General features: G+C 70.1%; 19 protein-coding genes and 1 riboswitch. Of the genes, 8 read left to right on the forward strand and 11 right to left on the reverse strand.

What is annotated here, in order from left to right; genetic code table 11:
- Positions 1-41: 41 nt before the first annotated feature.
- The 4 genes from groL to thrC form a co-directional block, all read right to left on the reverse strand.
- Positions 42-1664, reverse strand: a complete 1623-nt coding sequence (gene groL, locus QQM72_RS28615) for a chaperonin GroEL (protein ID WP_020130284.1) — start codon at positions 1662-1664, stop codon at positions 42-44.
- A gap of 368 nt (positions 1665-2032) precedes the next feature.
- Positions 2033-2239: a cold-shock protein gene (locus tag QQM72_RS28620; RefSeq protein WP_007493268.1), complete on the reverse strand. Its 207-nt coding sequence runs from the start codon at positions 2237-2239 to the stop codon at positions 2033-2035.
- A gap of 453 nt (positions 2240-2692) precedes the next feature.
- Entirely contained in the window at positions 2693-2968 is a 276-nt protein-coding gene (locus QQM72_RS28625; protein WP_171397997.1) for a ubiquitin-like small modifier protein 1, read from the reverse strand.
- 119 nt (positions 2969-3087) lie between these two features.
- Positions 3088-4386, reverse strand: a complete 1299-nt coding sequence (thrC, locus tag QQM72_RS28630; protein ID WP_314223734.1) for a threonine synthase — start codon at positions 4384-4386, stop codon at positions 3088-3090.
- Between the two features lie 18 nt (positions 4387-4404).
- Positions 4405-4570, reverse strand: a riboswitch (SAM riboswitch).
- 169 nt (positions 4571-4739) lie between these two features.
- Between thrC and QQM72_RS28635 the strand changes: the two genes are divergently transcribed.
- The gene (locus QQM72_RS28635; protein WP_054243902.1) at positions 4740-5684 is read left to right on the forward strand and encodes a glucosyl-3-phosphoglycerate synthase; all 945 of its coding nucleotides are present in this window, start codon (positions 4740-4742) and stop codon (positions 5682-5684) included.
- A gap of 121 nt (positions 5685-5805) precedes the next feature.
- Positions 5806-7218, forward strand: a complete 1413-nt coding sequence (locus QQM72_RS28640) for an alpha,alpha-trehalose-phosphate synthase (UDP-forming) (protein WP_314223735.1) — start codon at positions 5806-5808, stop codon at positions 7216-7218.
- 47 nt (positions 7219-7265) lie between these two features.
- Here QQM72_RS28640 and QQM72_RS28645 read toward each other — a convergent pair whose 3' ends face one another.
- From QQM72_RS28645 to QQM72_RS28660, 4 genes are all read right to left on the reverse strand, one after another.
- Positions 7266-10010 (reverse strand): KGGVGR-motif variant AAA ATPase, encoded by a 2745-nt coding sequence (locus QQM72_RS28645; protein ID WP_314223736.1) that lies wholly within the window; start codon positions 10008-10010, stop codon positions 7266-7268.
- Positions 10011-10344: 334 nt separating this feature from the next.
- Positions 10345-11232 carry a trehalose-phosphatase gene (gene otsB / locus QQM72_RS28650; protein ID WP_314223737.1) on the reverse strand — a complete coding sequence of 296 codons (888 nt, stop codon included), beginning with the start codon at positions 11230-11232 and terminating at the stop codon, positions 10345-10347.
- 188 nt (positions 11233-11420) lie between these two features.
- Entirely contained in the window at positions 11421-11666 is a 246-nt protein-coding gene (locus QQM72_RS28655; RefSeq protein ID WP_314223738.1) for a DUF3263 domain-containing protein, read from the reverse strand.
- A 51-nt stretch (positions 11667-11717) separates the two neighbouring features.
- Positions 11718-13004, reverse strand: a complete 1287-nt coding sequence (locus QQM72_RS28660; protein WP_449657440.1) for an ABC transporter substrate-binding protein — start codon at positions 13002-13004, stop codon at positions 11718-11720.
- A 164-nt stretch (positions 13005-13168) separates the two neighbouring features.
- Between QQM72_RS28660 and QQM72_RS28665 the strand changes: the two genes are divergently transcribed.
- The 3 genes from QQM72_RS28665 to QQM72_RS28675 all read left to right on the forward strand — a co-directional run bounded on the left by QQM72_RS28665 (position 13169) and on the right by QQM72_RS28675 (position 16381).
- On the forward strand, positions 13169-14110 hold the full coding sequence (locus QQM72_RS28665) for an ROK family protein (protein ID WP_314223739.1): 942 nt from the start codon (positions 13169-13171) through the stop codon (positions 14108-14110).
- A 35-nt stretch (positions 14111-14145) separates the two neighbouring features.
- On the forward strand, positions 14146-15315 hold the full coding sequence (gene nagA, locus QQM72_RS28670; protein ID WP_314223854.1) for an N-acetylglucosamine-6-phosphate deacetylase: 1170 nt from the start codon (positions 14146-14148) through the stop codon (positions 15313-15315).
- 136 nt (positions 15316-15451) lie between these two features.
- Positions 15452-16381: a 1-phosphofructokinase family hexose kinase gene (locus QQM72_RS28675; protein WP_314223740.1), complete on the forward strand. Its 930-nt coding sequence runs from the start codon at positions 15452-15454 to the stop codon at positions 16379-16381.
- Positions 16382-16391: 10 nt separating this feature from the next.
- Here the strand turns inward: QQM72_RS28675 and QQM72_RS28680 are convergent, their stop codons facing one another.
- A complete protein-coding gene (locus QQM72_RS28680) occupies positions 16392-17342 on the reverse strand; it encodes a carbohydrate-binding protein (RefSeq protein WP_314223741.1) in 951 nt (316 codons plus the stop codon).
- Positions 17343-17462: 120 nt separating this feature from the next.
- Positions 17463-19130 (reverse strand): diguanylate cyclase CdgB, encoded by a 1668-nt coding sequence (gene cdgB, locus QQM72_RS28685; protein ID WP_314223742.1) that lies wholly within the window; start codon positions 19128-19130, stop codon positions 17463-17465.
- Positions 19131-19510: 380 nt separating this feature from the next.
- Here cdgB and QQM72_RS28690 point away from each other — a divergent pair, with 380 nt between their 5' ends.
- Both QQM72_RS28690 and QQM72_RS28695 read left to right on the forward strand, forming a co-directional pair.
- Positions 19511-20101: a flavin reductase family protein gene (locus QQM72_RS28690; RefSeq protein WP_314223743.1), complete on the forward strand. Its 591-nt coding sequence runs from the start codon at positions 19511-19513 to the stop codon at positions 20099-20101.
- A 50-nt stretch (positions 20102-20151) separates the two neighbouring features.
- Complete coding sequence (locus QQM72_RS28695) at positions 20152-20628, forward strand: GNAT family N-acetyltransferase (RefSeq protein WP_314223744.1); 477 nt, start codon at positions 20152-20154, stop codon at positions 20626-20628.
- Between the two features lie 267 nt (positions 20629-20895).
- On the opposite strand, the gene arfB is transcribed toward QQM72_RS28695, so the two are convergent.
- Positions 20896-21333: an alternative ribosome rescue aminoacyl-tRNA hydrolase ArfB gene (gene arfB / locus QQM72_RS28700; protein WP_314223745.1), complete on the reverse strand. Its 438-nt coding sequence runs from the start codon at positions 21331-21333 to the stop codon at positions 20896-20898.
- 199 nt (positions 21334-21532) lie between these two features.
- Between arfB and QQM72_RS28705 the strand changes: the two genes are divergently transcribed.
- A complete protein-coding gene (locus tag QQM72_RS28705) occupies positions 21533-22108 on the forward strand; it encodes a TerD family protein (protein WP_020130301.1) in 576 nt (191 codons plus the stop codon).
- The last annotated feature ends 36 nt before the right edge of the window (positions 22109-22144 follow it).

The following is a 22144-nucleotide window of genomic DNA, read 5'->3' on the forward strand; positions in this document are numbered from 1 at the left end:
CGCCCTCGGCCTGTAGGACAGGCGATCAACCGTGAGGTCGATCAGAAGTCCATGTCACCGCCCGGCATGCCGCCGCCGGCGGGCGCGGCGGCCTTCTCCGGCTTGTCGGCGATGACGGCCTCGGTGGTGAGGAACAGCGCGGCGATGGAGGCGGCGTTCTGCAGGGCAGAGCGCGTGACCTTCGCCGGGTCGATGATGCCTTCGGCGATCATGTCGACGTAGTCACCGGTCGCGGCGTTCAGGCCGTGACCGATGGGCAGGTTGCGGACCTTCTCGACGACGACGCCACCCTCGAGACCACCGTTGACGGCGATCTGCTTCAGCGGGGCCTCGAGCGCGATGCGCACGGCGTTCGCGCCGGTCGCCTCGTCACCCTCGAGGTCCAGCTTCTCGAAGACGGAGGACGCCTGGATGAGGGCCACGCCACCACCGGCGACGATGCCCTCCTCGACGGCGGCCTTCGCGTTGCGGACGGCGTCCTCGATGCGGTGCTTGCGCTCCTTGAGCTCCACCTCGGTGGCGGCGCCGGCCTTGATGACCGCGACACCGCCGGCGAGCTTCGCCAGGCGCTCCTGCAGCTTCTCGCGGTCGTAGTCCGAGTCGCTGTTCTCGATCTCGGCGCGGATCTGGTTGACCCGGCCGGCGACCTGGTCCGAGGAGCCGGCACCGTCGACGATGGTGGTCTCGTCCTTGGTGATGACGACCTTGCGGGCCTTGCCGAGCAGGTCGATGGTCGTGTTCTCGAGCTTGAGACCGACCTCCTCGGAGATGACCTCGCCACCGGTGAGGATGGCGATGTCGTTCAGCATCGCCTTGCGGCGGTCGCCGAAGCCCGGGGCCTTGACCGCGACGGACTTGAAGGTGCCGCGGATCTTGTTGACGACCAGCGTCGACAGGGCCTCGCCCTCGACGTCCTCGGCGATGATCAGCAGCGGCTTGCCGCCCTGCATGACCTTCTCGAGGAGCGGGAGCAGGTCCTTGACGTTCGCGATCTTGGAGTTCGCGATCAGGATGTACGGGTCGTCGAGGACGGCCTCCATACGCTCCATGTCGGTGGCGAAGTACGCCGAGATGTAGCCCTTGTCGAAGCGCATACCCTCGGTGAGCTCCAGCTCCAGACCGAAGGTCTGGGACTCCTCGACGGTGATGACGCCTTCCTTGCCGACCTTGTCCATCGCCTCGGCGATGAGCTCGCCGATCTGGGTGTCGGCGGCGGAGATGGAGGCCGTGGAAGCGATCTGCTCCTTGGTCTCGACATCCTTGGCCTGCTCGAGCAGGGCACCGGAGACGGCCTCGACGGCCTTCTCGATACCGCGCTTGAGGGCCATCGGGTTGGCGCCGGCGGCTACGTTGCGCAGGCCTTCCTTGACCAGGGCCTGGGCGAGGACGGTCGCGGTGGTCGTACCGTCACCGGCGACGTCGTCCGTCTTCTTGGCGACTTCCTTGACCAGCTCTGCGCCGATCTTCTCGTACGGGTCCTCGAGCTCGATCTCCTTGGCGATGGAAACACCATCGTTGGTGATCGTGGGTGCGCCCCACTTCTTCTCGAGGACGACGTTGCGGCCCTTGGGGCCGAGCGTCACCTTCACGGCGTCCGCGAGCTGGTTCATGCCGCGCTCGAGGCCGCGCCGTGCCTCCTCGTCGAACGCGATGATCTTGGCCATGTGAAGTGGTCCTCCCGGACTGGGGTGGATTGCTCCGGACCGCGCTGGCGCCCGCGACGGACGGCTCGCCGGCCTCGTGGTTCCTTGCCCCACCTGGCCTGCGGGCCTCACCGACCCGGTCCTCGTTGTCACTCTCACCTTCAGAGTGCTAACGCCAATGATTAGCACTCGACCCATGAGAGTGCAAGCGCCTCCGCCGGACCCGTGCCCTTCCGGACACCCCGCACGGACGGCTCGCCGACGCCTCGCGGACGTCCCCGGACAGACCGAGCGGACGTCCCCGGACAGGCCGAAGGGCTCGCCCCCCGTGGGGGTGCGAGCCCTTCGTCAGTTGTACAGAAGAACGACGCTTTCAGTCGGCGCGTGCTTCAGCCGGTCGCGAGCCGGACCATGTCCGCCTGCGGCCCCTTCTGACCCTGCGAGATCTCGAAATCGACCCGCTGACCCTCTTCCAGGGTGCGGTAGCCGTCCATCTGAATCGCGCTGTAGTGGACGAAAACATCCGCACCACCGTCGACCGCGATGAAGCCGTACCCCTTCTCCGCGTTGAACCATTTGACGGTGCCCTGAGCCATGCCTAACTCCCCTATTACTGGCCCTTGCACGGATCCGCACTTCGCGGATCCGGGTCAGACCTCACCCCCCGGTTGGCTTGGGGGCGTGCGCCGGAACGCGTCGACCGCGGCTGAATGTATCTGTCCAACTGCCGTCTGCAACAGGTCAGTCGGACGAGAATTCCGGACGCGCGGGATCCGGAATGTGGCGAGAATTCGCCTGAATTAAGGGCAAGTCGGGCCCTGCATAAGCCACAAAAGCCACGAAAGAGGCGCACACATTGGCTGCTTCTCATCGGGCGCGGGGCAGAAATCAAAGGCTCCGGATCCGGCGATCCGGACCGGGTTCCCCAACTGTACCGCGCTCAACCACACTGAATTGCCCCCTCCGCTTCTATCGCGGAGAGGGCAATTCGATGAACACTCGGTAATCGCTGTTACCGACGGTTACTACCGATGGGTACTGAACTACGGTCAGCCACCTGCGACGGCCGGGATGATCGAGACGCCCGCGCCGTCCGGGGTCGCCGTCTCCAGACCCTGCTCGAAGCGGACGTCGTCGTCGTTCACGTACACGTTGACGAACCGGCGCAGCTTGCCCTGGTCGTCCAGGACCCGGGCGGCGATGCCGGTGTGGTTCTTCTCCAGGTCGGCGATGACCTCACCGAGGGTCGCCCCCTCGGCCTTCACCTCGGCCTGGCCGCCGGTGTAGGTGCGCAGGATGGTGGGGATGCGGACGTTGACGCTCATTCTCTTTCGACCTCCGGTCAGGCGGAGCGCCCAGAAGGGGCGCGGGGCTGTCTGGATCGTGCGGCTGCCGCCGCGTGGGCGCGACCAGCCCCACGGCCCGCAGACGAACGACGGAACTCTCAGCCGAGACCCGCGTCCCGGAACGACTCCAGGTTCGGACGGATGGTCGCGGTCAGCCCGGTGCCGGCCACCGCGTCCAGGGTCTTCAGTCCGTCGCCCGTGTTCAGCACGACGGTGGTGAGCGTCGGGTCGAGAAGACCGCTCTCGATCAGCTTGCGCGTCACGCCCACCGTCACACCGCCGGCGGTCTCCGCGAAGATGCCCTCGGTCCGCGCCAGCAGCTTGATCGCGTCGACGATCTGCTCGTCGTTCACGTCCTCCACCGCGCCGCCGGTGCGCCGCGCGATGTCGAGGACGTACGGACCGTCCGCCGGGTTGCCGATGGCCAGCGACTTGGCGATGGTGTTCGGCTTCTGGGGGCGGACCACGTCGTGCCCGGCCTTGTAGGCCACGGAGACCGGGGAGCAGCCCTCGGCCTGCGCTCCGAAGATCCTGTACGGCCTGTCCTCGACCAGCCCGAGCTTGATCAGCTCCTGGAGACCCTTGTCGATCTTCGTGAGCTGGGAGCCGGAGGCGATCGGCACGACCAGCTGGTCCGGCAGCCGCCAGCCGAGCTGCTCGCAGATCTCGTACGCCAGCGTCTTGGAACCCTCGGCGTAGTACGGCCGCAGGTTGACGTTGACGAAGCCCCAGCCCTCGCCCGCCGAGTCGCCGATGAGTTCGGAGCAGAAGCGGTTGACGTCGTCGTAGTTGCCCTCGATGCCGACGAGCTCGCCGCCGTAGACCGCGGCCATGACGACCTTGCCCTGCTCCAGGTCGTGCGGGATGAACACGCAGGACCGGAAGCCCGCCCGGGCGGCGGCGGCGCCGACGGCGCCGGCCAGGTTGCCCGTGGAGGAGCAGGAGAGAGTGGTGAAGCCGAACGCGCGGGCGGCCTCGATGGCCTGGGCGACGACACGGTCCTTGAAGGAGTGCGTCGGGTTGCCGGAGTCGTCCTTGACGAAGAGCTTGCCGGCGTCGACGCCCAGTTCACGGGCGAGGTTGTCGGCCTGGACGAGCTTGGTCCAGCCGGGGTTGATGTTGGGCTTGTCGGCCACGTCCGCGGGGACGGGCAGCAGCGGCGCGTAGCGCCAGATGTTCGCGGGCCCCGCCTCGATGCGCTTGCGGAGCTCCTCCGTGTCGTAGGAGGAGAAGTCGTAGGCGATCTCGAGCGGGCCGAAACACTCCTCGCAGGCGAAGACCGGGCCGAGGGGCACACGGTGGCCGCACTCGCGGCAGGTCAACGCCGCGGCCGGACCGAGGTCGACAGCAGAGGACGTCGTAGAGTCGGTGGTGCTTGCAACAGTCTGCGCAGCCATGTGAGGCGAGGCCCTTTCTCCTCATCTTCCTCACGACGCATCTCGCCGTGAGACGGATTTGGCACCTTCCCGAGCCGGGAGCCTCGCGAAGCGATCACCACGTGGATCAGTGATCGTTACGAGACCGGCTGGAGGGTTGCCGGGGCTTCATCGGGCCGTATCCCTCTGCCCCTCTGGATGAGCGGTATGAAGTTGTGAACGCGGGCGACCTCGGACATGCGATGGTCATCCGCGTTGTTCAAGACTGTAACCGAAGGCCAGGACAGTTGAGAGAGTCGTCCGAACCGCGAGATGGATCACACGGTCACCTCCCGTGCACCCGGTGTGATCACGACAGTGAGGAGCCGCAGACTGTGCTTCGAGAAACTGAGCGCTGGCTGGCCACCCGCTCCTGGTCCGTGACCGATCGTCCGCTCCACAGGATCCTGGCCGCGAAGCGCGCCACGAACCAGTCGGTGTCCGTCGTCCTGCCCGCGCTGAACGAGGAGGAGACGGTCGGCGACATCGTCGCGGTCATCCGTCACGACCTCATGCACCAGGTCCCGCTCGTCGACGAGATCGTCGTCGTCGACTCGGGATCGACCGACCGTACGTCCGAGGTGGCCGCGGCGGCCGGCGCGCGGGTCGTCCACCGGGACGACATCCTGCCGCGGATACCGGCCGTGCCCGGCAAGGGCGAGGTCCTGTGGCGCTCCCTGCTGGTCACCACCGGGGACATCGTCTGTTTCATCGACGCCGACCTGAGGGAGTTCTCCTCGGACTTCGTCTCGGGGATCGTCGGCCCGCTGCTCACCGACCCCGGGGTGGATCTGGTCAAGGGCATGTACGACCGTCCGCTGGGCGGCGCGGCCGGCCAGGGCGGCAGGGTCACCGAGCTGATGGCCCGCCCGCTGCTCAACATGCACTGGCCGCAGCTGGCCGGGTTCGTGCAGCCGCTCGGCGGCGAGTACGCGGCCCGCCGGAGCCTGCTGGAGCAGCTGCCCTTCCCCGTCGGCTACGGCGTGGAGCTGGGCATGCTGGTGGACGCCCTGCACCTGGTGGGCCTGGACGCCCTCGCCCAGGTCGACATCGGCGTGCGCAAGCACCGTCACCAGGACGGGCAGGCGCTGGGCCGGATGGCGGCGGCCATCTACCGCACCGCCCAGCTCCGGCTGGCCCGCGGGCACCTGATCCGCCCGTCCCTCACCCAGTTCGAACGGAGCGCGGACGGCTTCGAGCCGCGCACGTACTCCGTGGACACCGAGGAACGGCCGCCGATGGCGGAGATCGCGGAGTACGCGACCCGCAAGGTCGCGTAACGCGTCGGACGGGCCGTATACGGCGATAGCGCCGATAACGGCGATATCCGGCCAGATACGGCCCGTCCACACAGCGCGACCGTACGTTTGAGCGTTTCCCGACCGGGCTAGGTTGAGGCGTATGGCTTCCACGCACGACACTGCCGCCCCGGCCGCCGAGGTGCTGGTCGCGTCCAACCGCGGCCCGGTCTCCTACGAAGTACGCGAGGACGGCTCGCTGCACGCGAAACGCGGCGGCGGCGGGCTGGTCTCCGGCCTGTCGGCCATCGGCCCCGAGGCGGGCGCCCTCTGGGTGTGCTCGGCGCTCTCCGACGGCGACCGGGAGGCGGTCCGGCGCGGTGTCGGCGAGGAGGGCGTTCGGATGCTGGCCGTTCCGGCCGACGTGCACGCCGACGCGTACAACGGCATCGCCAACTCCGTGCTGTGGTTCGTCCACCACCTGCTCTACCAGACGCCGCTGGAGCCCGCCTTCGACGCGGAGTTCCGCCGCCAGTGGGCGTCGTACGAGGCCTACAACCGGGCGTTCGCGCAGGCGCTGGCCGAGGAGGCGGCGGACGGCGCGGCGGTCCTCGTCCAGGACTACCACCTGTGTCTGGTGCCGGGGATGCTGCGTGAGCTGCGCCCTGACCTGCGCATCGGCCACTTCTCGCACACGCCGTGGGCGCCGGTGGACTACTTCGCGCTGCTGCCGGGGGACATCCGCGAACAGCTGCTGCACGGCATGCTCGGCGCGGACCGCCTGGGCTTCCTCACCCGGCGCTGGGCGGACGCGTTCACCTTGTGCTGTACGGAGTTCGCCGGCGGACCCGGCAAGACGCAGATCGGCGTGCACGGTCTCGGCGCGGACGCCGACTTCCTGCGCGAGCGCTCACACCGGCCGGACGTCGACGAGCGCATGGTGGCGCTGCGCGCGGAGATCGGCGAGGGCCGCAAGGCGATCGTCCGCGTCGACCGCACCGAGCTGTCCAAGAACATCGTGCGCGGGCTCCTGGCCTACCGGCAGCTGCTCGACGACCACCCGGAGTGGCGCGAACAGGTCGTCCACGTGGCCTTCGCCTACCCCTCCCGCCAGGACCTCGCCGTCTACCGCGACTACATGGCCGAGGTGCGGCGCCTGTCCGAGGAGATCAACGAGGCCTACGGCACGCCCGGCTGGACCCCGGTCCTGCTGAACCTCAAGGACGACTTCGCCCGCTCCCTCGCCGCCTACCGGCTGGCCGACGTGGCCCTGGTCAACCCGATCCGGGACGGCATGAACCTGGTCGCCAAGGAGGTCCCGGTCGTCTCCGACGAGGGCTGCGCGCTGGTGCTGTCCCGCGAGGCGGGTGCCTACTGGGAGCTGCGCGAGGACGCGATCACGGTGAACCCGTACGACATCCTGGAGACCGCCCGTGCCCTGCACGAGGGGCTGACCATGAAGCCGGAGGAGCGGGCCGAGCGCACGAAGCGGCTGTCCGCGGCGGCGACCGCGCTTCCCCCGGCCCGGTGGTTCCTGGACCAGCTGAACGCGCTGCGGGAGCTTCAGCCGAGCTGAGCGGCCAGCTCCCGCAGCAGCCGTACGACGCCGGCGGGCCCTGCCATTCACCTGCGCACGACGCGAGCCCGCCCCTGAGTCCTGAATCCGAGTGCGTGCCGATAAATCTCCGGCAACCGGTAGCGTCCGTCAGAATCCCTGGCCAACGCACCTGCTTCGACAAGTGCGGCGATACCGGGAGCATCCAGCCCGACGTCCTCCGCGCTGAAGGGCATCAATACCTCCGGCGCATACCGTTCCAGTCCTCGCAGTAGTTCGCCGAGCTGTTTGTTCTCCTGGCCGATCTCCTTGACCTTCTCCGAACTGCACATCGCGAGCGCGTCGCGCATGGCAATCGCAACGAGCAGGCGGTCCGTCTGTTCGTCTCCTGCGGACAGGTCCGCAGCTTGCCGGAGGAAGCGCACGACGTCCCGGGCCTGCACCTGATCATTGAAATCGGCCAGCGCCGCCGGCACCCAGCGTTCCGACCAGGCTTCATGCGAACTGTCCGAGCCGAGTTTGGCGCCCCACACAGGGCGGAGCGCCTGAGCGATGTCTTCGTACGACAGTTCCATGAGTTCCCGGTCGGGCTTCGCCACGGCCCGGGCGGTCACGGCAACCCACAGGGCAAGCCGGAGTGCCTCCTGGGCGTCCCACCTCAGAGCATAGGCCTCATATCGGTCAAGGAACTGGCCGAGATTCTGCCGGATCGCCCACGTCGCCAGGTCACGTCGGACGAACACCACCACGCCGAGCGGACGTCCGCGTAGCGAGCGCAACCAGTCGGGCACTTCGACCAGCAAAGTGCGCAGTGCCACGCGCTTGGCCTCGCCTTCGAGTTCCTGAAGGAAGTCCTCCAGCCCGTCGAAGACGAAGAGCAGTTTCCGCTGTGCGCCGAGTGCCAGGAGTTCCCGTTCCGCGTCGAAGCCGGCGTCCGGGGCGACCTCGCTGCCGCCGGCGATCGCCATGCAGCGCAGCCAGACGTTGAGCCAGACGTAGGAGTCGGTGCTGTCGTCGCCAGAGCGCAGGGCATCGTTGAGCACCTTGAGGATCTGACTACGAGTGGCTCCCCGGCCTCCCGCGGCCCGGTCACGCAGATCCTGTGGTCCGGTACGCCCGTCCCCGGTGGGCTGCTGGTCAAGGTTGGCGGGATCAAGGACAGGCACGACGAGCGCATCGTCCAAGACCTGCATCCTGGCTCTGCGGGCAAAGTCCGACCAGCTTCCGGCAGCACACATCCGTGCGAACGTGAACGTCTTTCCGGCACCCTTGGCCCCCACGACCACGGTCACGGGCAACGAACTGCGGTGATCGCCGATCAGACGCTGCAACGGCTCGGTGGACAGGAAGCCCAGCGCGCCGTCCAGACCGGTGCGTTCGGCGAAGACGAGCGACGCCGCGCGTTCACGCAGGGCGCTTCGGCGCTCCTCAACGCTCGTGGGAACGTCAGCCTCGTTCCCCACCGCCTCCAGCAGGGGCTGTGGGGCCAGTTCGGCCACCCTGTCCCCGAGCCCGCAGCGGCGTACGACATCGACCACGTCGTCCCAACTGCGCGGCAGCGCGATCAACTCATCGCGAAATGGGCTGACCAGAGCAACCGTCACCGCCTGCGAGTCCAGCGAGAACTCCAGCTCGTGCTCGTCGCCCTCCGTCACTCCGAGCACGTCGTCGAGGGCCTGTACCAGGACTTCCCGGGCAGCCTCGGCATCAGCGTCGTGGACGTCCATGCGGTATTGCGTCACTACGGCGGCCGGCGCGGGGTCTCGGCCCAGGAGCGCGGGGGCCTTGGCTCCCAACTGCCGAATCATGCGGACCGTTCCGTCCAGGGACTGGCTGCTGAGGGTAGTGACGAACACCCTTTGCACCCGAGGGTCGAGGAGCACGGGCGCGGACAGCTCGGATGCGCCGGCTCGCAGATCCACGATCACCACATCGAAATCAGCCGCTGCCGCAACCTCCGCCAGGGACTCGGTGAGAAAGTACTTCGACCGATCAGGAGTGAGCAGGTCGACCGGCTCGATACGCGGGGGGCCGAGCCGGGAGCGACGCGTGGCCGGCAGAATCGCAAGCTTCCCCTGGCCGGTACCTCCGACAACGTACTGTCCCGCGAGGTAGCCGCGCACGATGTCGACCACGGACGACAGGTCTCCACCGGTCGTGCCGTGCAGAAGCGCAAGAACATCCTCGTAGGCGATGTCGCAGGTTCCGCCCTGGGCCTGGTGCATCCAGGTGATGCCCGGTGCCTCGAGGTCCGCATCGATCAGCAGGACGCGTTGTCCGAGTCGAGCCAAGTGATCGGCAAGGGCGACCGCATGCACCGTGCGGCCCACACCACCCTTGAAGGAGTGGAATGCGATCATCTGGACATCGCCGGGGAAACCGTCCGCGAGCGGTCGGGCAAGGCTCATTGCCAGTTCGGCAGTTGTCCGGCGCTCCGTCAGACGGGGGACTCGTCGCTTCTCCACCCTGCCTTCTGCACGATGGAGTGTCACGGGGATGCCTTCGGTACCGAGGCCGCTCGGCCGGTCCAGGGCAAGCACCAGTTCGCCCTCTGCTCCTCGCACCGACCCTCGGCCCAAGGCACGGTCCAGCCAACCACGGACGTTGTCTTCGGTCGTTTCCGGTGTGATCGTCAGCACCAGTTGGTCCCACCAGGCGTCCGCCTCAAACAACCAGTCGGGCCAGCGCCCGACAGCCGCCAGAAACGCAAGGTGTTCGTCGACATCCACCCAGGTGAAGAGACGACCAGGCACGGTATCGCCATGATCGCCAAGGTCCGGTTGCGCTCTCACTCCGCTGTTCACGCCGTCCATCACTTCCGAGACTCCGAGATCAAGGTACGCAGCGCGTCCAAGGCGAGTTTCTGATCAGCCGCTTCCAGATCCGCACCGTACCGCCACGCCTCGTGCAACGCGTGGGACTCGACCTTCTGGAGGGCGCGGCCGTTGACCCGGGGCCGGGCGCACCCCTTCAGTGCGTCCTGAGCCTCTGGTGACAGCCTGAGTTCCTGTGCCAAGGCCCGCAGGTCGTGCGTACGCAGTTCCGTCGACCATGCGGGTGATGCTACGGCGCGGCGCGACGACTCTGCGTGACGATTTCTCTGTTCACGAAGCCGAAACCGGCCGACCAACACTGCGGATTCGACCTTCAGTCAGCCATCCTGGCCGCCAGCAAGGCCAGCAGCCGTACGACGCCGGCGGGCCCGTCGACGACGAGGTCCGCGCGCTCCGCGAGTTCGCCGACCTCGGCGCTGCCGCTGCACACCAGCAGCCCGGGGACACCGTCCGCGCGGAGCTTCTCCACGGCGGCGAAGGCGGGCAGGTCGCCGAGGTCGTCGCCGGCGTAGAGGACGGACCGCGCGCCGGTCTCGCGGACGTGCTCCAGCAGGGCGACGCCCTTGTCCATGCCCGGCGGGCGCAGTTCGAGGACCATCCGGCCGGGTTCGACGATCAGGCCGTGCCGGGCGGCGAGGTCGGTGAGCGGGGCCCGCAGCGCCTCGAAGGCGGCCCGGGGGTCGTCGGCGCGGCGGGTGTGGACGGCGACGGCCCGGCCGCCCTTCTCCTCGACCGAGACGCCCGGCAGGTCCCCGGCGGCGGCCAGGACCCGCGGGAGTTCGGCGCGGACGGCGGCCACTCCGGGGTGCGGGGCCGGGGCGCTGAGGGCGCCGGTGCGGGCGTCCCAGCGTTCGGCGCCGTAGTGGCCGAGGACGCAGAGGTGCTCCAGTCCTTCGGCCCCGGCGAACCCGCCGTGCCGTACGGCGACCTCGGCGGGCCGCCCGGTGATGACGGCCACGGCGGCGACCTTCGGCGCGAGGGCGGTGAGCGCGGGGACGGCGTCGGGGTGGGCCCGGGCGTCCTCCGGGTTCTCGACGATCGGGGCGAGGGTGCCGTCGAAGTCGAGCGCGACCAGCGCGCCGGCGGGCCGGGCGACGATCGCGTCGAGCGCGGCGCGGCCCGCCGGGGTGACCGGAACGGGAAGAGGGAGGGGACGTCGGAGGGGATCGGGTTCCGAGGAGTGCGTCTCGTGGGTGCCCATACGCCGACGATAACCAACGCACGCCCGTGGCCAGGACGCGGCTGACCGTTCCCGCCGGGCGCGCGACGCCCTGCACGGCACCTCGCCGCGGTGGCGGATCACCCGAGTACATCCGGTACGCGGGCGGTCCTGCGCCTCGCGACGCAGCGCACCGGACGCCGCGTCCCCGACCTCACGGGTCAATACACTCAGCGCTCCCCCCGCCTCGCCTCCCGCACCCTGCGCAGTCTGTTCACCGTGACCGGGTCGTGGGCGAGGGCGCGGGGGTCGTCCAGGAGGGCGTTGAGGAGTTGGTAGTACCGGACCGGGGACAGGTCCAGTTCCTCGCGTATCGCCCGTTCCTTCGCGCCGGGGCCGGAGAACCCGCGCCGTTCCAGGGCGAGGATGCCCCGTTCCCCCGCCCCCAGCTCGTCCGCTTCCGCTCGCCGCTCCATGTCCGCACGGTAACGCCCGGCACCGACAGCGGCCCAGCGCCGGGCGGCCCGTCAGCCGGTGCCGGCGTCCAGCGTCGTGGCCGTGGTCTGGAGTTCGCCCAGTACGCCGGCCGGGTCGCCGTTCGCGGTCACGGCCTGGCCGATCCGCTGTTTGATCTCCGCGCTGACCTTCGCCCAGGAGGTCCGTCCGACGGGGTAGGTCTCGGAGAGCGGGAGCTCGTCGAGGAACGGCTTGAGGTCGGCGTCCTCCTCGGCCGCGCCCATGACCTGGGAGGCCGAGGTGGTGACCGGCAGCAGGTCGTACTCGCGGGAGAAGTCCAGCACGTTCTTCTCGCTGTAGACGTAGTCGAGGAAGTCGCCGACCTGTTCGGCGTGTCCGTTCTGCTTGAACGCGGTCATCCAGTCGGCGACGCCCATGGAGACCTTGGTCGGGCCGGCGACGCCGGGCATCGGCACCATGCCGAACCTCACGCCCTTGCTCGCGGCCGCCTTCATCAGCGAGGGGTGCCCGTTGAGCATGCCCACGTCGCCGGCGGCGAACGCGGCGAACGCGGCGGCCCTGTTCAGCTTGTCCGGCGCGACCGGCCCGGTGAGGCCCTTGCCGACCAGGTCGTCCTTCAGCCAGTCGAAGGTCTCGACGTTCTCGGTGGAGTCGATGCTGTAGGCGCTGACGGTCTGGGTGTAGCCGCCCCCGCCGCTGAGCAGCCACTGGAGGGTCTCGGCCTGCGCCTCCTCGGGTCCGAGGGGCAGCGCGTAGGGGTACTTCACGCCCTCGTCCTTGAGCGCCTTCGCGTCCTCGGCGAGCTCGGCCCAGGTGGTCGGCGGGGTCAGGCCGGCCTTGGCGAAGAGGGTCTTGTTGTAGAACAGCAGCCGCGTGGAGGAGGCGAACGGCATGCCGTACCGCACCCCGTGCACCTCGCCCGCGTTGGCGAGCTGGGACACGAAGTCGGCCTCGACGGGGATGGAGAGCACATCGCTCACCTTGTAGAGCCGGTCGGCGGCCGCGTAGTCGGCGTACGCGCCGATCTGGGCCATGTCGGGGGCCCTGCCCGCGTCGACCATCGCCTTGACCTCGGCGTCCACGTCGTTCCAGGAGTAGACGCTCACGTCGACGGTGACGCCGGGGTGGTCCTTCTCGTAACCGTCGACGAGCTTGTCCCAGTACTTCTTCGAACTGTTGGCGCTGCTGTCTCCGTAGTCGGCGGCGACGAGTCTCAGCGTGACGTCGCCGGAGTCCGAGGAGAGTCCGCAGCCGGTGAGGACCGCGGCCATGCCGAGGGCCGACACTCCCGCGACCGCTCCCGTGATCGTTCCTGACTTCCGTGCCCGCCGCTGCACCGTGACGCTCCCAACTGATTGATCATACCAATGGACCGCTATGCGGATTAAGGTCTACACCACCCGTGTGGACTAGACCTCTTTCGGCCTCCGGGGCGGCACGGTACCCCCACAACCCGCGAGTGGACTAGACCTCTCGCGGGTCCTCGGTCCACACTGTCCCCGTGAGACATGTCATCGCCCTGGACGTGGGCGGCACCGGGATGAAGGCCGCCCTGGTCGGCGCGGACGGCGCACTGCTGCACCGGGCCCGCCGGCCCACCGGCCGTGAGCGCGGACCCGACGCGGTCGTCGCGGGCATCCTCGACTTCGCCGCCGAGCTGCGCGAACACGGCGCCCGGCAGTTCGGCGCGCCCGCGGCCGCCGCGGGCGTGGCCGTGCCCGGCATCGTCGACGAGGCGAACGGCGTCGCCGCCTACGCGGCCAACCTGGGCTGGCGGGACGTGCCCCTGCGCACCCTGCTCGCCGACCGCCTCGGCACTCCCGTCGCCCTCGGGCACGACGTGCGCACCGGCGGCCTCGCCGAGGGCCGGATCGGCGCGGGCCGGGGCGCGGACCGGTTCCTGTTCGTGGCGCTGGGCACCGGCATCGCGGGCGCGATCGGCGTCGACGGCCGGGTGGAGGCGGGCGCCCACGGCTTCGCGGGCGAGATCGGCCACATCGTCGTACGACCCGGCGGAACCCCGTGTCCGTGCGGACAGCACGGCTGTCTGGAGCGTTTCGCGTCGGCGGCGGCGGTCGGCGAGGCATGGGCGGCGGCCTGCGGGGACCCGGAGGCGGACGCCGCCGACTGCGCGAAGGCCGTCACGTCCGGCGACCCGAACGCCGTCCGGGTCTGGCAGAGCGCCGTGGACGCGCTCGCCGACGGCCTGGTCACCGCCCTCACCCTGCTGGACCCCCGCACGCTCGTCATCGGTGGCGGCCTCGCCGAGGCGGGGGAAACCTTGTTCACACCCCTACGGGACGCGGTCCGCCGGCGGGTGACCTTCCAGAAGCTGCCGGAGATCGTCCCGGCGGCCCTGGGCGACACCGCCGGCTGCCTGGGCGCGGGCCTCCTGGCCTGGGATCTCCTCAACACAACCGACGGCATGGAGGTAACACCCTGATGGCCACCCCCCTAGGGGCGCGGGACAGCGCCGATATGCGGCTCCGCCACGGGGCGCGACGACCCACGACGCGCCCGCAGGTACTCACCGGCGCCAGGGTGGTACTGCCGACGGGCACGGTTCCCGACGGCCGCGTCACGATCGACGGCACGAAGATCGCGGCCGAAGCCCCGCACGGGGACGTCCTCGACGTGTCGGGCCACTGGCTGGTCCCCGGCTTCGTCGACCTGCACAACCACGGCGGCGGCGGCGCCTCCTTCTCCGGCGCCGCCGAGGACGTGCTGAAGGCCCTCCACACCCACCGGCTGCACGGCACCACCACCCTCGTCGCCTCCACCGTCACCGACGACATGGACTTCCTGGTCCGTCAGGCCGGCCTGTTGAGCGAGCTGGCCGAGCAGGGCGACCTGGCCGGCATCCACTTCGAGGGCCCCTTCATCTCGCCGTGCCGCAAGGGCGCGCACTCCGAGGCGCTGCTGCGCGACCCCGACCCGGCTCAGGTGCGCAAGCTGATCGACGCGGCACGCGGCCGGGCGAGCATGGTCACCCTCGCGACGGAACTCCCGGGCGGTCTGGACTCCGTACGCCTGCTCGCCGAGCACGGCGTGATCGCCGCCGTCGGGCACACGGACGCGACGTACGAGCAGACGGTTCAGGCCATCGAGGCCGGAGCCACCGTCGCCACGCACCTCTTCAACGCGATGCCGCCGCTCGGCCACCGCAGCCCCGGCCCGATCGCCGCGCTCCTGGAGGACGAGCGGGTGACGGTCGAGCTCATCAACGACGGCACGCACCTGCACCCGGCCGCCCTGGAGCTGGCGTTCCGTCACGCGGGCCCGAGCCGGGTGGCGTTCATCACGGACGCGATGGACGCGGCCGGCATCGGCGACGGCCGCTATCTGCTCGGCCCGCTGGAGGTCGAGGTCAGCGAGGGCGTGGCCCGGCTGGTGGAGGGCGGCTCGATCGCGGGCTCCACCCTCACCCAGGACCGTGCCTTCCAGCGGGCGGTGACGATCGACCGGCTGCCGGTCGGGGACGTCGTCGCCGCGCTGTCCGCCAACCCGGCCCGGCTGCTGGGCATCGACGACAGGGTGGGCTCGCTGGAGCCCGGCAAGGACGCCGACCTGGTCCTGCTGGACGAGAACTTCGAGCTCAAGGGCGTGATGCGCAAGGGAGACTGGGTGGTGGATCCCCAACTGGCCTGAAACGTCCCCCCGCACAGGAACGGTGACCGGCCCGCGCACTGGGCCGGTCGCCGTCTCTTTGGCATGATCAGGCCTCCGGAAGCCGGAGAGTTCCGGAACCGTTCATGTACGCACGCCAGCCGGGGGAGGCCGCCAGGTGATCCTCACCGTCACCCTGAACACCGCTCTCGACCTCACCTATCGCGTGCCCGCGCTGCGGCCGCACGCCTCGCACCGGGTGACCGACGTGCGGGAACGGCCCGGCGGCAAGGGGCTGAACGTCGCCCGGGTGCTGGCCGCCCTCGGCCACGAGGTGACGGTGACCGGTTTCGTGGGCGGCCCCACCGGCCGGGCCGTACAGGAACGACTCACCGCCGCGACCGGGATCGTGGACGCCCTCGTCCCGGTCACCGGGACCACCCGCCGCACGGTCGCGGTCGTCGACGCCCGCACCGGCGACACGACCCAGCTGAACGAACCCGGCCCGGTGATCGCGCCGGCCGAGTGGTCCGCCTTCCAGGAGGCGTACGAGGGGCTGCTCGCCGACGCCGACGCGGTGGCCCTGTGCGGCAGTCTGCCGCCGGGCGTGCCGGTGGGCGCGTACGCGGTCCTGGTACGACGGGCACGGGCCGCGGGCGTCCCGGTACTGCTGGACACGAGCGGAGAGCCGTTGCGCCGGGGGGTCGCCGCCCGCCCGGACATCGTCAAGCCGAACGCCACCGAACTGGCCGAACTCACCGGCTCGCACGAGCCGCCCGCCGCCGTCCAGGACGCCCGTCGGCGCGGGGCGCGGTCCGTGGTCGCCTCCCTCGGTCCCGGAGGCCTGATCGCGGCGACCCCTGAAGGCCGTTGGCGTGCCGCCCCGCCCGCCCGGATGCACGGCAACCCGGCCGGCGCCGGCGACTCCGTGTCCGCCGGGCTGCTCTCGGGGCTGGTCGAACGGCTGCCCTGGCCGGACCGCCTGGCCCGTGCGCTCGCCCTGTCCGCGGCGGCCGTACTGGCCCCGGCGGCGGGTGAGTTCGACCGCGCCGCCTACGAGGAGCTGCTCGGCCGGGTCATGGTGACCCCGGAGGCCACCGCGGCCTGAACCCGGGGGCTCACCTCTTGACCTGGCCCGCCTTCACCCACAACTGGTCCAGCAGGACGTTGCACTTGTCGCCGTCCTGGCAGGAGAGGGTCAGCGTGTTGGTGCCCTTGGTGAGCGTGGGGTACGTGTAGCTCGTCGTCCAGCCCTTGACGAAGTCGCCGGCGGCCGCCTTCGCGTAGTTCTTCAGCGGGAACTTGCTGCCGAAGGTCTTGCCGTTGACCGTGAGCGTCATTTCCTGGTCCTCACCAGGCACGCTGTAGTGCGCAAAGAGGGTGTAGGCGCCGTCCGACGGGACGCCGTTGACCGTCCAGGTGACCGAGTTGCCCACCTGGTTGAGGTTGCCGACGTAGACCCCGCCGGCCGCCTGCGCGCCCTCGACGTCCGAGGCCAGGGCGGCGCTGCCGCCGAGGTTCAGCGCCTTCGCGTCCACCGGCGGGATCTCGGCCTTGTCCCCGTCGTCGCCGGCCGACTCGCTGGGCGAGGGGCTCGCGGAGGCGGAGGCCGAGGTGGAGGGCTGGTCGCTCGCCTTGTTGTCGTCGGATCCGTCGTCGCCGTTCGCCATGGCCACCGCGATGCCGATCACGACCGCGGCGACCACCGCGACCGCGCCGATCAGCAGGCCCTTGGTGTTGGGGCCGCGGCCGCGGCCGCCGCCGTTCTGCGCGGGCTGGCGGCCGGTGGAGGGGCCGCCGCCGCCGAAGTTCTCGGGCGCGGCGTAGTGCGCGTTCGGCTGGCCGTACGCGCCCTGCTGCTGAGGCATCGTCGGCGGCTGGCCGTACTGCGCGGTCTGCTGCTGTCCGTACTGGCGCTCGCCGACCGCGCGCACTCTGCTGACCGAGTTGGGGTAGCCGTAGCCACCACCCGAGGGCGGCTGCGCGCCGTTGGCCTGGCCGTCGGCGTAGAGGTAGCCGAACGGGTCGTCGTCCTCGGGCGTACTCGCGCCGTTGTTGCCGGACGTCATCCCTTGGTACTCCTCAGCAAGTGCGGGTCGGATGCGATGGTGCGGTCAGACTGGCGAGCCTACCCGCTCCGGATGGCCCAAACAGGTGACTCTGATCGCATCAGCTCGCTGACCTGGTGATCATCCGGCTCGCCTGTGCTGTTTGGGACGAGATCGTTTCTCGACGTACATGCGTTCGTCGGCGGACTTCAGTACTTCGTCCGCGGTCATCCCGCAATGTGCCCAGCCGATGCCGAAGCTCGCGCCCACCCGAACGGCCCGGCCCTCGGCGCGGATCGGCTGGATGATCTCGTTGCGCAGCCGTACGGCCAGGTCGGCCGCGTCGGCGCGGCCGAGGCCGTCGGCGAGGATCACGAACTCGTCGCCGCCGAGCCGGGCGACCGTGTCGCCGTCGCGGACCTGGCGGGAGAGCCGGCGGGCGACCTCGATGAGGACCGCGTCGCCGGCGTTGTGGCCGAACCGGTCGTTGATCGACTTGAAGCCGTCGAGGTCGCAGAAGAGGACCGCGAGCCCCTTGGTGCCGTCGTCGCGGCCCTCCTCGGGGGCGGCGGTGTGCACATGGTGGTCGTAGCCGTCGAAGGTCTCGGTGCCGCCGGACCGGTAGTCGAAGCCGTGCCCGTTGGCGTCGAAGGCGGCATGGCCGTAGGCGGTGTCCATGGCGTCGACGGCGGCGGGGTGGGTGGACTGGGGGCGCTGGCAGAGCCGGGCGGAGAGCCGCGAGCGCAGTTCGGCGGAGTTCGGCAGTCCGGTGAGGGAGTCGTGCGAGGCCCGGTGGGCGAGCTGGAGCTCGCGGCGCTTGCGGTCCTCTATGTCCTCGACGTGGGTGAGGAGGAAGCGGGGCCCGTCGGCGGCGTCGGCGACGACGGAGTTGCGCAGGCTGACCCAGACGTAGGTGCCGTCCCGGCGGCCGAGGCGGAGTTCGGCCCGTCCGCCCTCGGCGGAGGTGCGGAGCAGGGTGCCTATGTCCTCGGGGTGGACGAGGTCGGAGAAGGAGTAGCGGCGCATCGCGGAGGCGGGGCGGCCCAGCAGGCGGCACAGGGCGTCGTTGGTCCGGAGTATCCGACCGTGCTGGTCGCCGCCCATCTCGGCTATCGCCATGCCGGAGGGGGCGTACTCGAAGGCCTGCCGGAAGCTTTCCTCACTGGCGCGCAGGGCCTGCTGCTCGCGTTCGAGCCGTACCAGCGCCCGCTGCATATTCGCACGTAGACGCGCGTTGCTAATGGCGATGGCGGCCTGGAAGGCGTACATCTGGAGGGCTTCGCGCCCCCACGCGCCGGGCCGGCGGCCGTTGCGCGGCCGGTCCACGGACAGGACGCCTATCAGCTCGCCGCAGGCGCCTCCGCTGCCGGGGGCGGCGGGCATGTACATGGGGGCGAAGAGGCGGTCCGAGGGGTGCCACTCGTCCTCGAAGCGCGGCGCGGGGCCGTCGGTGTACCACTGGGGCACGTCGTTGTCGTCGAGGACCCAGCCCTCGGTGTGGGGTATGAAGATCAGGTCGCCCCAGGTCTCGCCCATGGCGAGACGCCGCTCCCAGGATTCGCGCGAGCCGACCCGGCCGGTGATCAGGGCCTCGGCGGCCGGGTTGCCGGCGAAGGCGGCGACCACGAGATCGCCGTCGGGACGCACGAGGTTGACGCACGCCAGCTCGTACCCGAGTGCCGTGACCACGCCGTCGGCGACGGTCTGCAAGGTGTCGGCCAGGCTCCGGGCCGTGTTCATGTCGGCCATGACCTGGTGCAGCTGTCGCAGGGACGCAAGGCGGACGTAAGGCTCCGACTCGGTCTCCATGTGTTTCGCCCTCCCCCCGAGACTTCGCAGCGAATCAAGGGTTGTTCTCGGCGTAACGTCGCTTCTGGTGCTGTGCTGTCGGTGTGTGTCTCCTTGTGACGCCTCCGCCACTGAATCACAGCGCGCTCCCCACTCGGTACACAGGGTCAACAATTAATGCTTCTTGTGACTCAAGTCACAGATGAAGATGAACATTTGAGTGGAGTTTCCGCGTTTTCCTGTGTGTTTCCTGAACACGGACAGGCACGAACATGCCCGGACGGACACCGGAACGGGGCGCCGGGGTAGTCGGCGCCGGGGTAATCGGTCCACGGTCCTACGACCCTGCTCGGGCGGAGGTCCGATGCGCCGCGCGCCGGACGGACACTAGCGTTTCGGACATGCCCCCAGACGTACTCGAGCCGGCTGTGCTCAAGACCGTGTCCGAGACCCGCTCCAGGCATGCTGAGGGAGTGAGCAACGACGAGTTCCGCGCCGCCATGTCCCGGCTCGCCGACGGCGTGGTCCTGGTGACCGCCCGGGAGCCGTCCCTCGACCCGGACGACCCCGGGGCACCGGAAGGCGAGGACGTCGGCATGACCGCGACGGCGTTCGTGTCGGTCTCCCTGGACCCGCCGTTGGTTCTGGTCAGCCTGCGCACCGGCTCCCGGATGGACGACCTGCTCGACGAGCAGCCCCTGTGGGCGGTGTCGGTGCTCTCCGAGAGCCAGCGGCACATCGCCGGCCGCTTCGCCATGAAGGGCCGCATCAGCGACCGGCTGCTCTTCGAGGACATCCCGCACACCCGCGGCGAGGTCGCCGGCGCACCCCTGGTCGGCGGCGCCCTGGCGACCCTGGAGTGCCGCACCGAGCAGCAGGTCACGGCCGGCGACCACACGCTGGTGATCGGCCGCGTGCTCACCGCGTCGGTACCGAGCGCGGACGGCGGCCCGCTGGTGCATTTCCGGGGCCGCTACCGGCAGTTGGGGTGACACCGGAAATGCCGTGGCCGCCGGACGAGCGGCCCGCCTAGGGTGCCCGCATGACGACTTCAGGGCCCCGACTCGACATCATCACTCCCGCGAATTTCGAGGCCGCGACCGGCATTCGGGTCCGGCCCGACCAGGAGTTCGCGGTCTCTCCGGTGATGCAGTCGCTCGCGGAGGCCTACGTCCATCGCGCGGGGGTCGCCTGGCCGCGCCTGATCATGGACGGCGACCGGGCCGTCGGCTTTCTGATGGCCTTTCTCGACATCGACTGGAACGGGCGCGGCGACGGCGGCCCGATCCGCTCCGGACTGTGGCGGCTGAACATCGCCGCCGGTGAACAGGGCCGCGGTTACGGCCGGTTCGCCGTGGAGTCCGTGGCCGCGGAACTGCGCCGCCGGGGCACCACGGAGATGTACGTGACCTGGCACGAGGGCGAGAACGGTCCCGCGGACTTCTATCTCGGGCTGGGCTTCCGGAAGAACGGCGAGACCAGCGAGGGAGAAACGGTCGGCGTCCTCGCCCTGGACTAGCGCGTGTCCGGCCACGCGCGTCGGATCGGCGCGGGCGGCGTCCGGTGCGGTGCGCGCGGTGCGCGGCGTCCGGTGCGGTGCGTGCGGTGCGGTGCGTGCGGTGCGGTGCGTGCGGCGTCCGGTGCGGTGCGAGGCGGAGGACCGCCCGTGTACCGGAAGTACTCGGGTGGTCCGACAACGCGGCGAGGCGCCGTACCAGGTGTCGCGCGCCCGCCGGGAAGGGTCAGACGCGTCCTGACCGCCCCCGCCCCCGGCCCCCTTCCGCGGTCAGCCCCAGTCCCGTCCGTCCCGGCCCCGCTTCGTCTGCGAGCGCTGCTTCTTCTCCCGCAGCCGACGCTCGTTGATCCCGCGCGGGATCCGGGTCGGCCGGCGCGGCTTGGGCGGCGGGGCGGTGGCCTCGGCGAGGAGGGCGGCGAGGCGTACGGCGGCGGTCTCGCGGTTGCGCCACTGGGACCGGTGCTCGGAGGAGCGGACGGTGACGACGCCGTCGACGAGCCGGCCGGCCAGCCGCTCGAGCGCCCGCGCCTTCCACACCTCGGGCAACGCCTCGGTGCCCGCGAGGTCGAAGCGGAGCTCCACCTGCGAGTCACTGGTGTTGACGTGCTGCCCGCCCGGCCCCGAAGACCGCGAGAAACGCCACATGAGCTCGGCCTCGGGAAGCGAGACGGAGCCGCGGACGACATAGGGACCAGACATGCCCACCATGTTCCCGCTCGCGCGGCCCCCACGTCACGCGAATATCCCCGGAACCCGCCACACGGTCATCTTGGTAAAGAAAGCAAAGAAACGCGGAGTGGCGGGGAACCTTGAGCACCCTTCGCTGCGTTCATAGGGATAGCTGTAGCTTCGTGCCCGTACGAAGCCCCGTACGAAGCCGTACGCAACGAGGGAAGGACTCCCAACCATGGCTGTAAGCCTGTCCAAGGGTGGCAACGTCTCGCTCACCAAGGAGGCTCCGGGCCTGACCGCCGTCACCGTGGGCCTCGGCTGGGACGTCCGCACCACCACCGGCACGGACTTCGACCTCGACGCCTCGGCGATCGCGGTCAACCCCCAGGGCAAGGTCTACTCCGACGGTCACTTCGTCTTCTTCAACAACAAGCAGACGCCGGACCAGACCATCGTCCACACCGGCGACAACCGCACCGGCGAGGGCGCGGGCGACGACGAGGCGATCAACGTCAACCTGGCCGGTCTCCCGGCCGACATCGACAAGATCGTCTTCCCGGTCTCGATCTACGACGCGGAGAACCGCTCGCAGAACTTCGGCCAGGTCCGCAACGCCTACATCCGTATCGTCAACCAGGCCGGCGGCGCCGAGATCGCCCGCTACGACCTCTCGGAGGACGCGGCCACCGAGACGGCGATGGTCTTCGGCGAGCTCTACCGCAACGGCGCGGAGTGGAAGTTCCGCGCGGTCGGCCAGGGCTACGCCTCGGGCCTCGTGGGCATCGCCCAGGACTTCGGCGTGAGCGTCTGACGTCCTGCGCCCACGCGCACGCCACATCGGAGCCCT

It is taken from the genome of Streptomyces zaehneri, from assembly GCF_032248645.1.
GTDB classification, from domain to species: domain Bacteria; phylum Actinomycetota; class Actinomycetes; order Streptomycetales; family Streptomycetaceae; genus Streptomyces; species Streptomyces coriariae.

What these genes read in the sequence shown, in the direction of transcription:
- groL (WP_020130284.1), bottom strand. Translation starts at nt 1,664, where the DNA reads ATGGCCAAGATCATCGCGTTCGACGAGGAGGCACGGCGCGGCCTCGAG.
- QQM72_RS28620 (WP_007493268.1), bottom strand. Translation starts at nt 2,239, where the DNA reads ATGGCTCAGGGCACCGTCAAATGGTTCAACGCGGAGAAGGGGTACGGC.
- QQM72_RS28625 (WP_171397997.1), bottom strand. Translation starts at nt 2,968, where the DNA reads ATGAGCGTCAACGTCCGCATCCCCACCATCCTGCGCACCTACACCGGC.
- thrC (WP_314223734.1), bottom strand. Translation starts at nt 4,386, where the DNA reads ATGGCTGCGCAGACTGTTGCAAGCACCACCGACTCTACGACGTCCTCT.
- QQM72_RS28640 (WP_314223735.1), top strand. Translation starts at nt 5,806, where the DNA reads ATGGCTTCCACGCACGACACTGCCGCCCCGGCCGCCGAGGTGCTGGTC.
- QQM72_RS28645 (WP_314223736.1), bottom strand. Translation starts at nt 10,010, where the DNA reads ATGGACGGCGTGAACAGCGGAGTGAGAGCGCAACCGGACCTTGGCGAT.
- otsB (WP_314223737.1), bottom strand. Translation starts at nt 11,232, where the DNA reads ATGGGCACCCACGAGACGCACTCCTCGGAACCCGATCCCCTCCGACGT.
- QQM72_RS28655 (WP_314223738.1), bottom strand. Translation starts at nt 11,666, where the DNA reads ATGGAGCGGCGAGCGGAAGCGGACGAGCTGGGGGCGGGGGAACGGGGC.
- nagA (WP_314223854.1), top strand. Translation starts at nt 14,146, where the DNA reads ATGCGGCTCCGCCACGGGGCGCGACGACCCACGACGCGCCCGCAGGTA.
- QQM72_RS28680 (WP_314223741.1), bottom strand. Translation starts at nt 17,342, where the DNA reads ATGACGTCCGGCAACAACGGCGCGAGTACGCCCGAGGACGACGACCCG.
- cdgB (WP_314223742.1), bottom strand. Translation starts at nt 19,130, where the DNA reads ATGGAGACCGAGTCGGAGCCTTACGTCCGCCTTGCGTCCCTGCGACAG.
- QQM72_RS28690 (WP_314223743.1), top strand. Translation starts at nt 19,511, where the DNA reads ATGCCCCCAGACGTACTCGAGCCGGCTGTGCTCAAGACCGTGTCCGAG.
- QQM72_RS28695 (WP_314223744.1), top strand. Translation starts at nt 20,152, where the DNA reads ATGACGACTTCAGGGCCCCGACTCGACATCATCACTCCCGCGAATTTC.
- arfB (WP_314223745.1), bottom strand. Translation starts at nt 21,333, where the DNA reads ATGGTGGGCATGTCTGGTCCCTATGTCGTCCGCGGCTCCGTCTCGCTT.
- QQM72_RS28705 (WP_020130301.1), top strand. Translation starts at nt 21,533, where the DNA reads ATGGCTGTAAGCCTGTCCAAGGGTGGCAACGTCTCGCTCACCAAGGAG.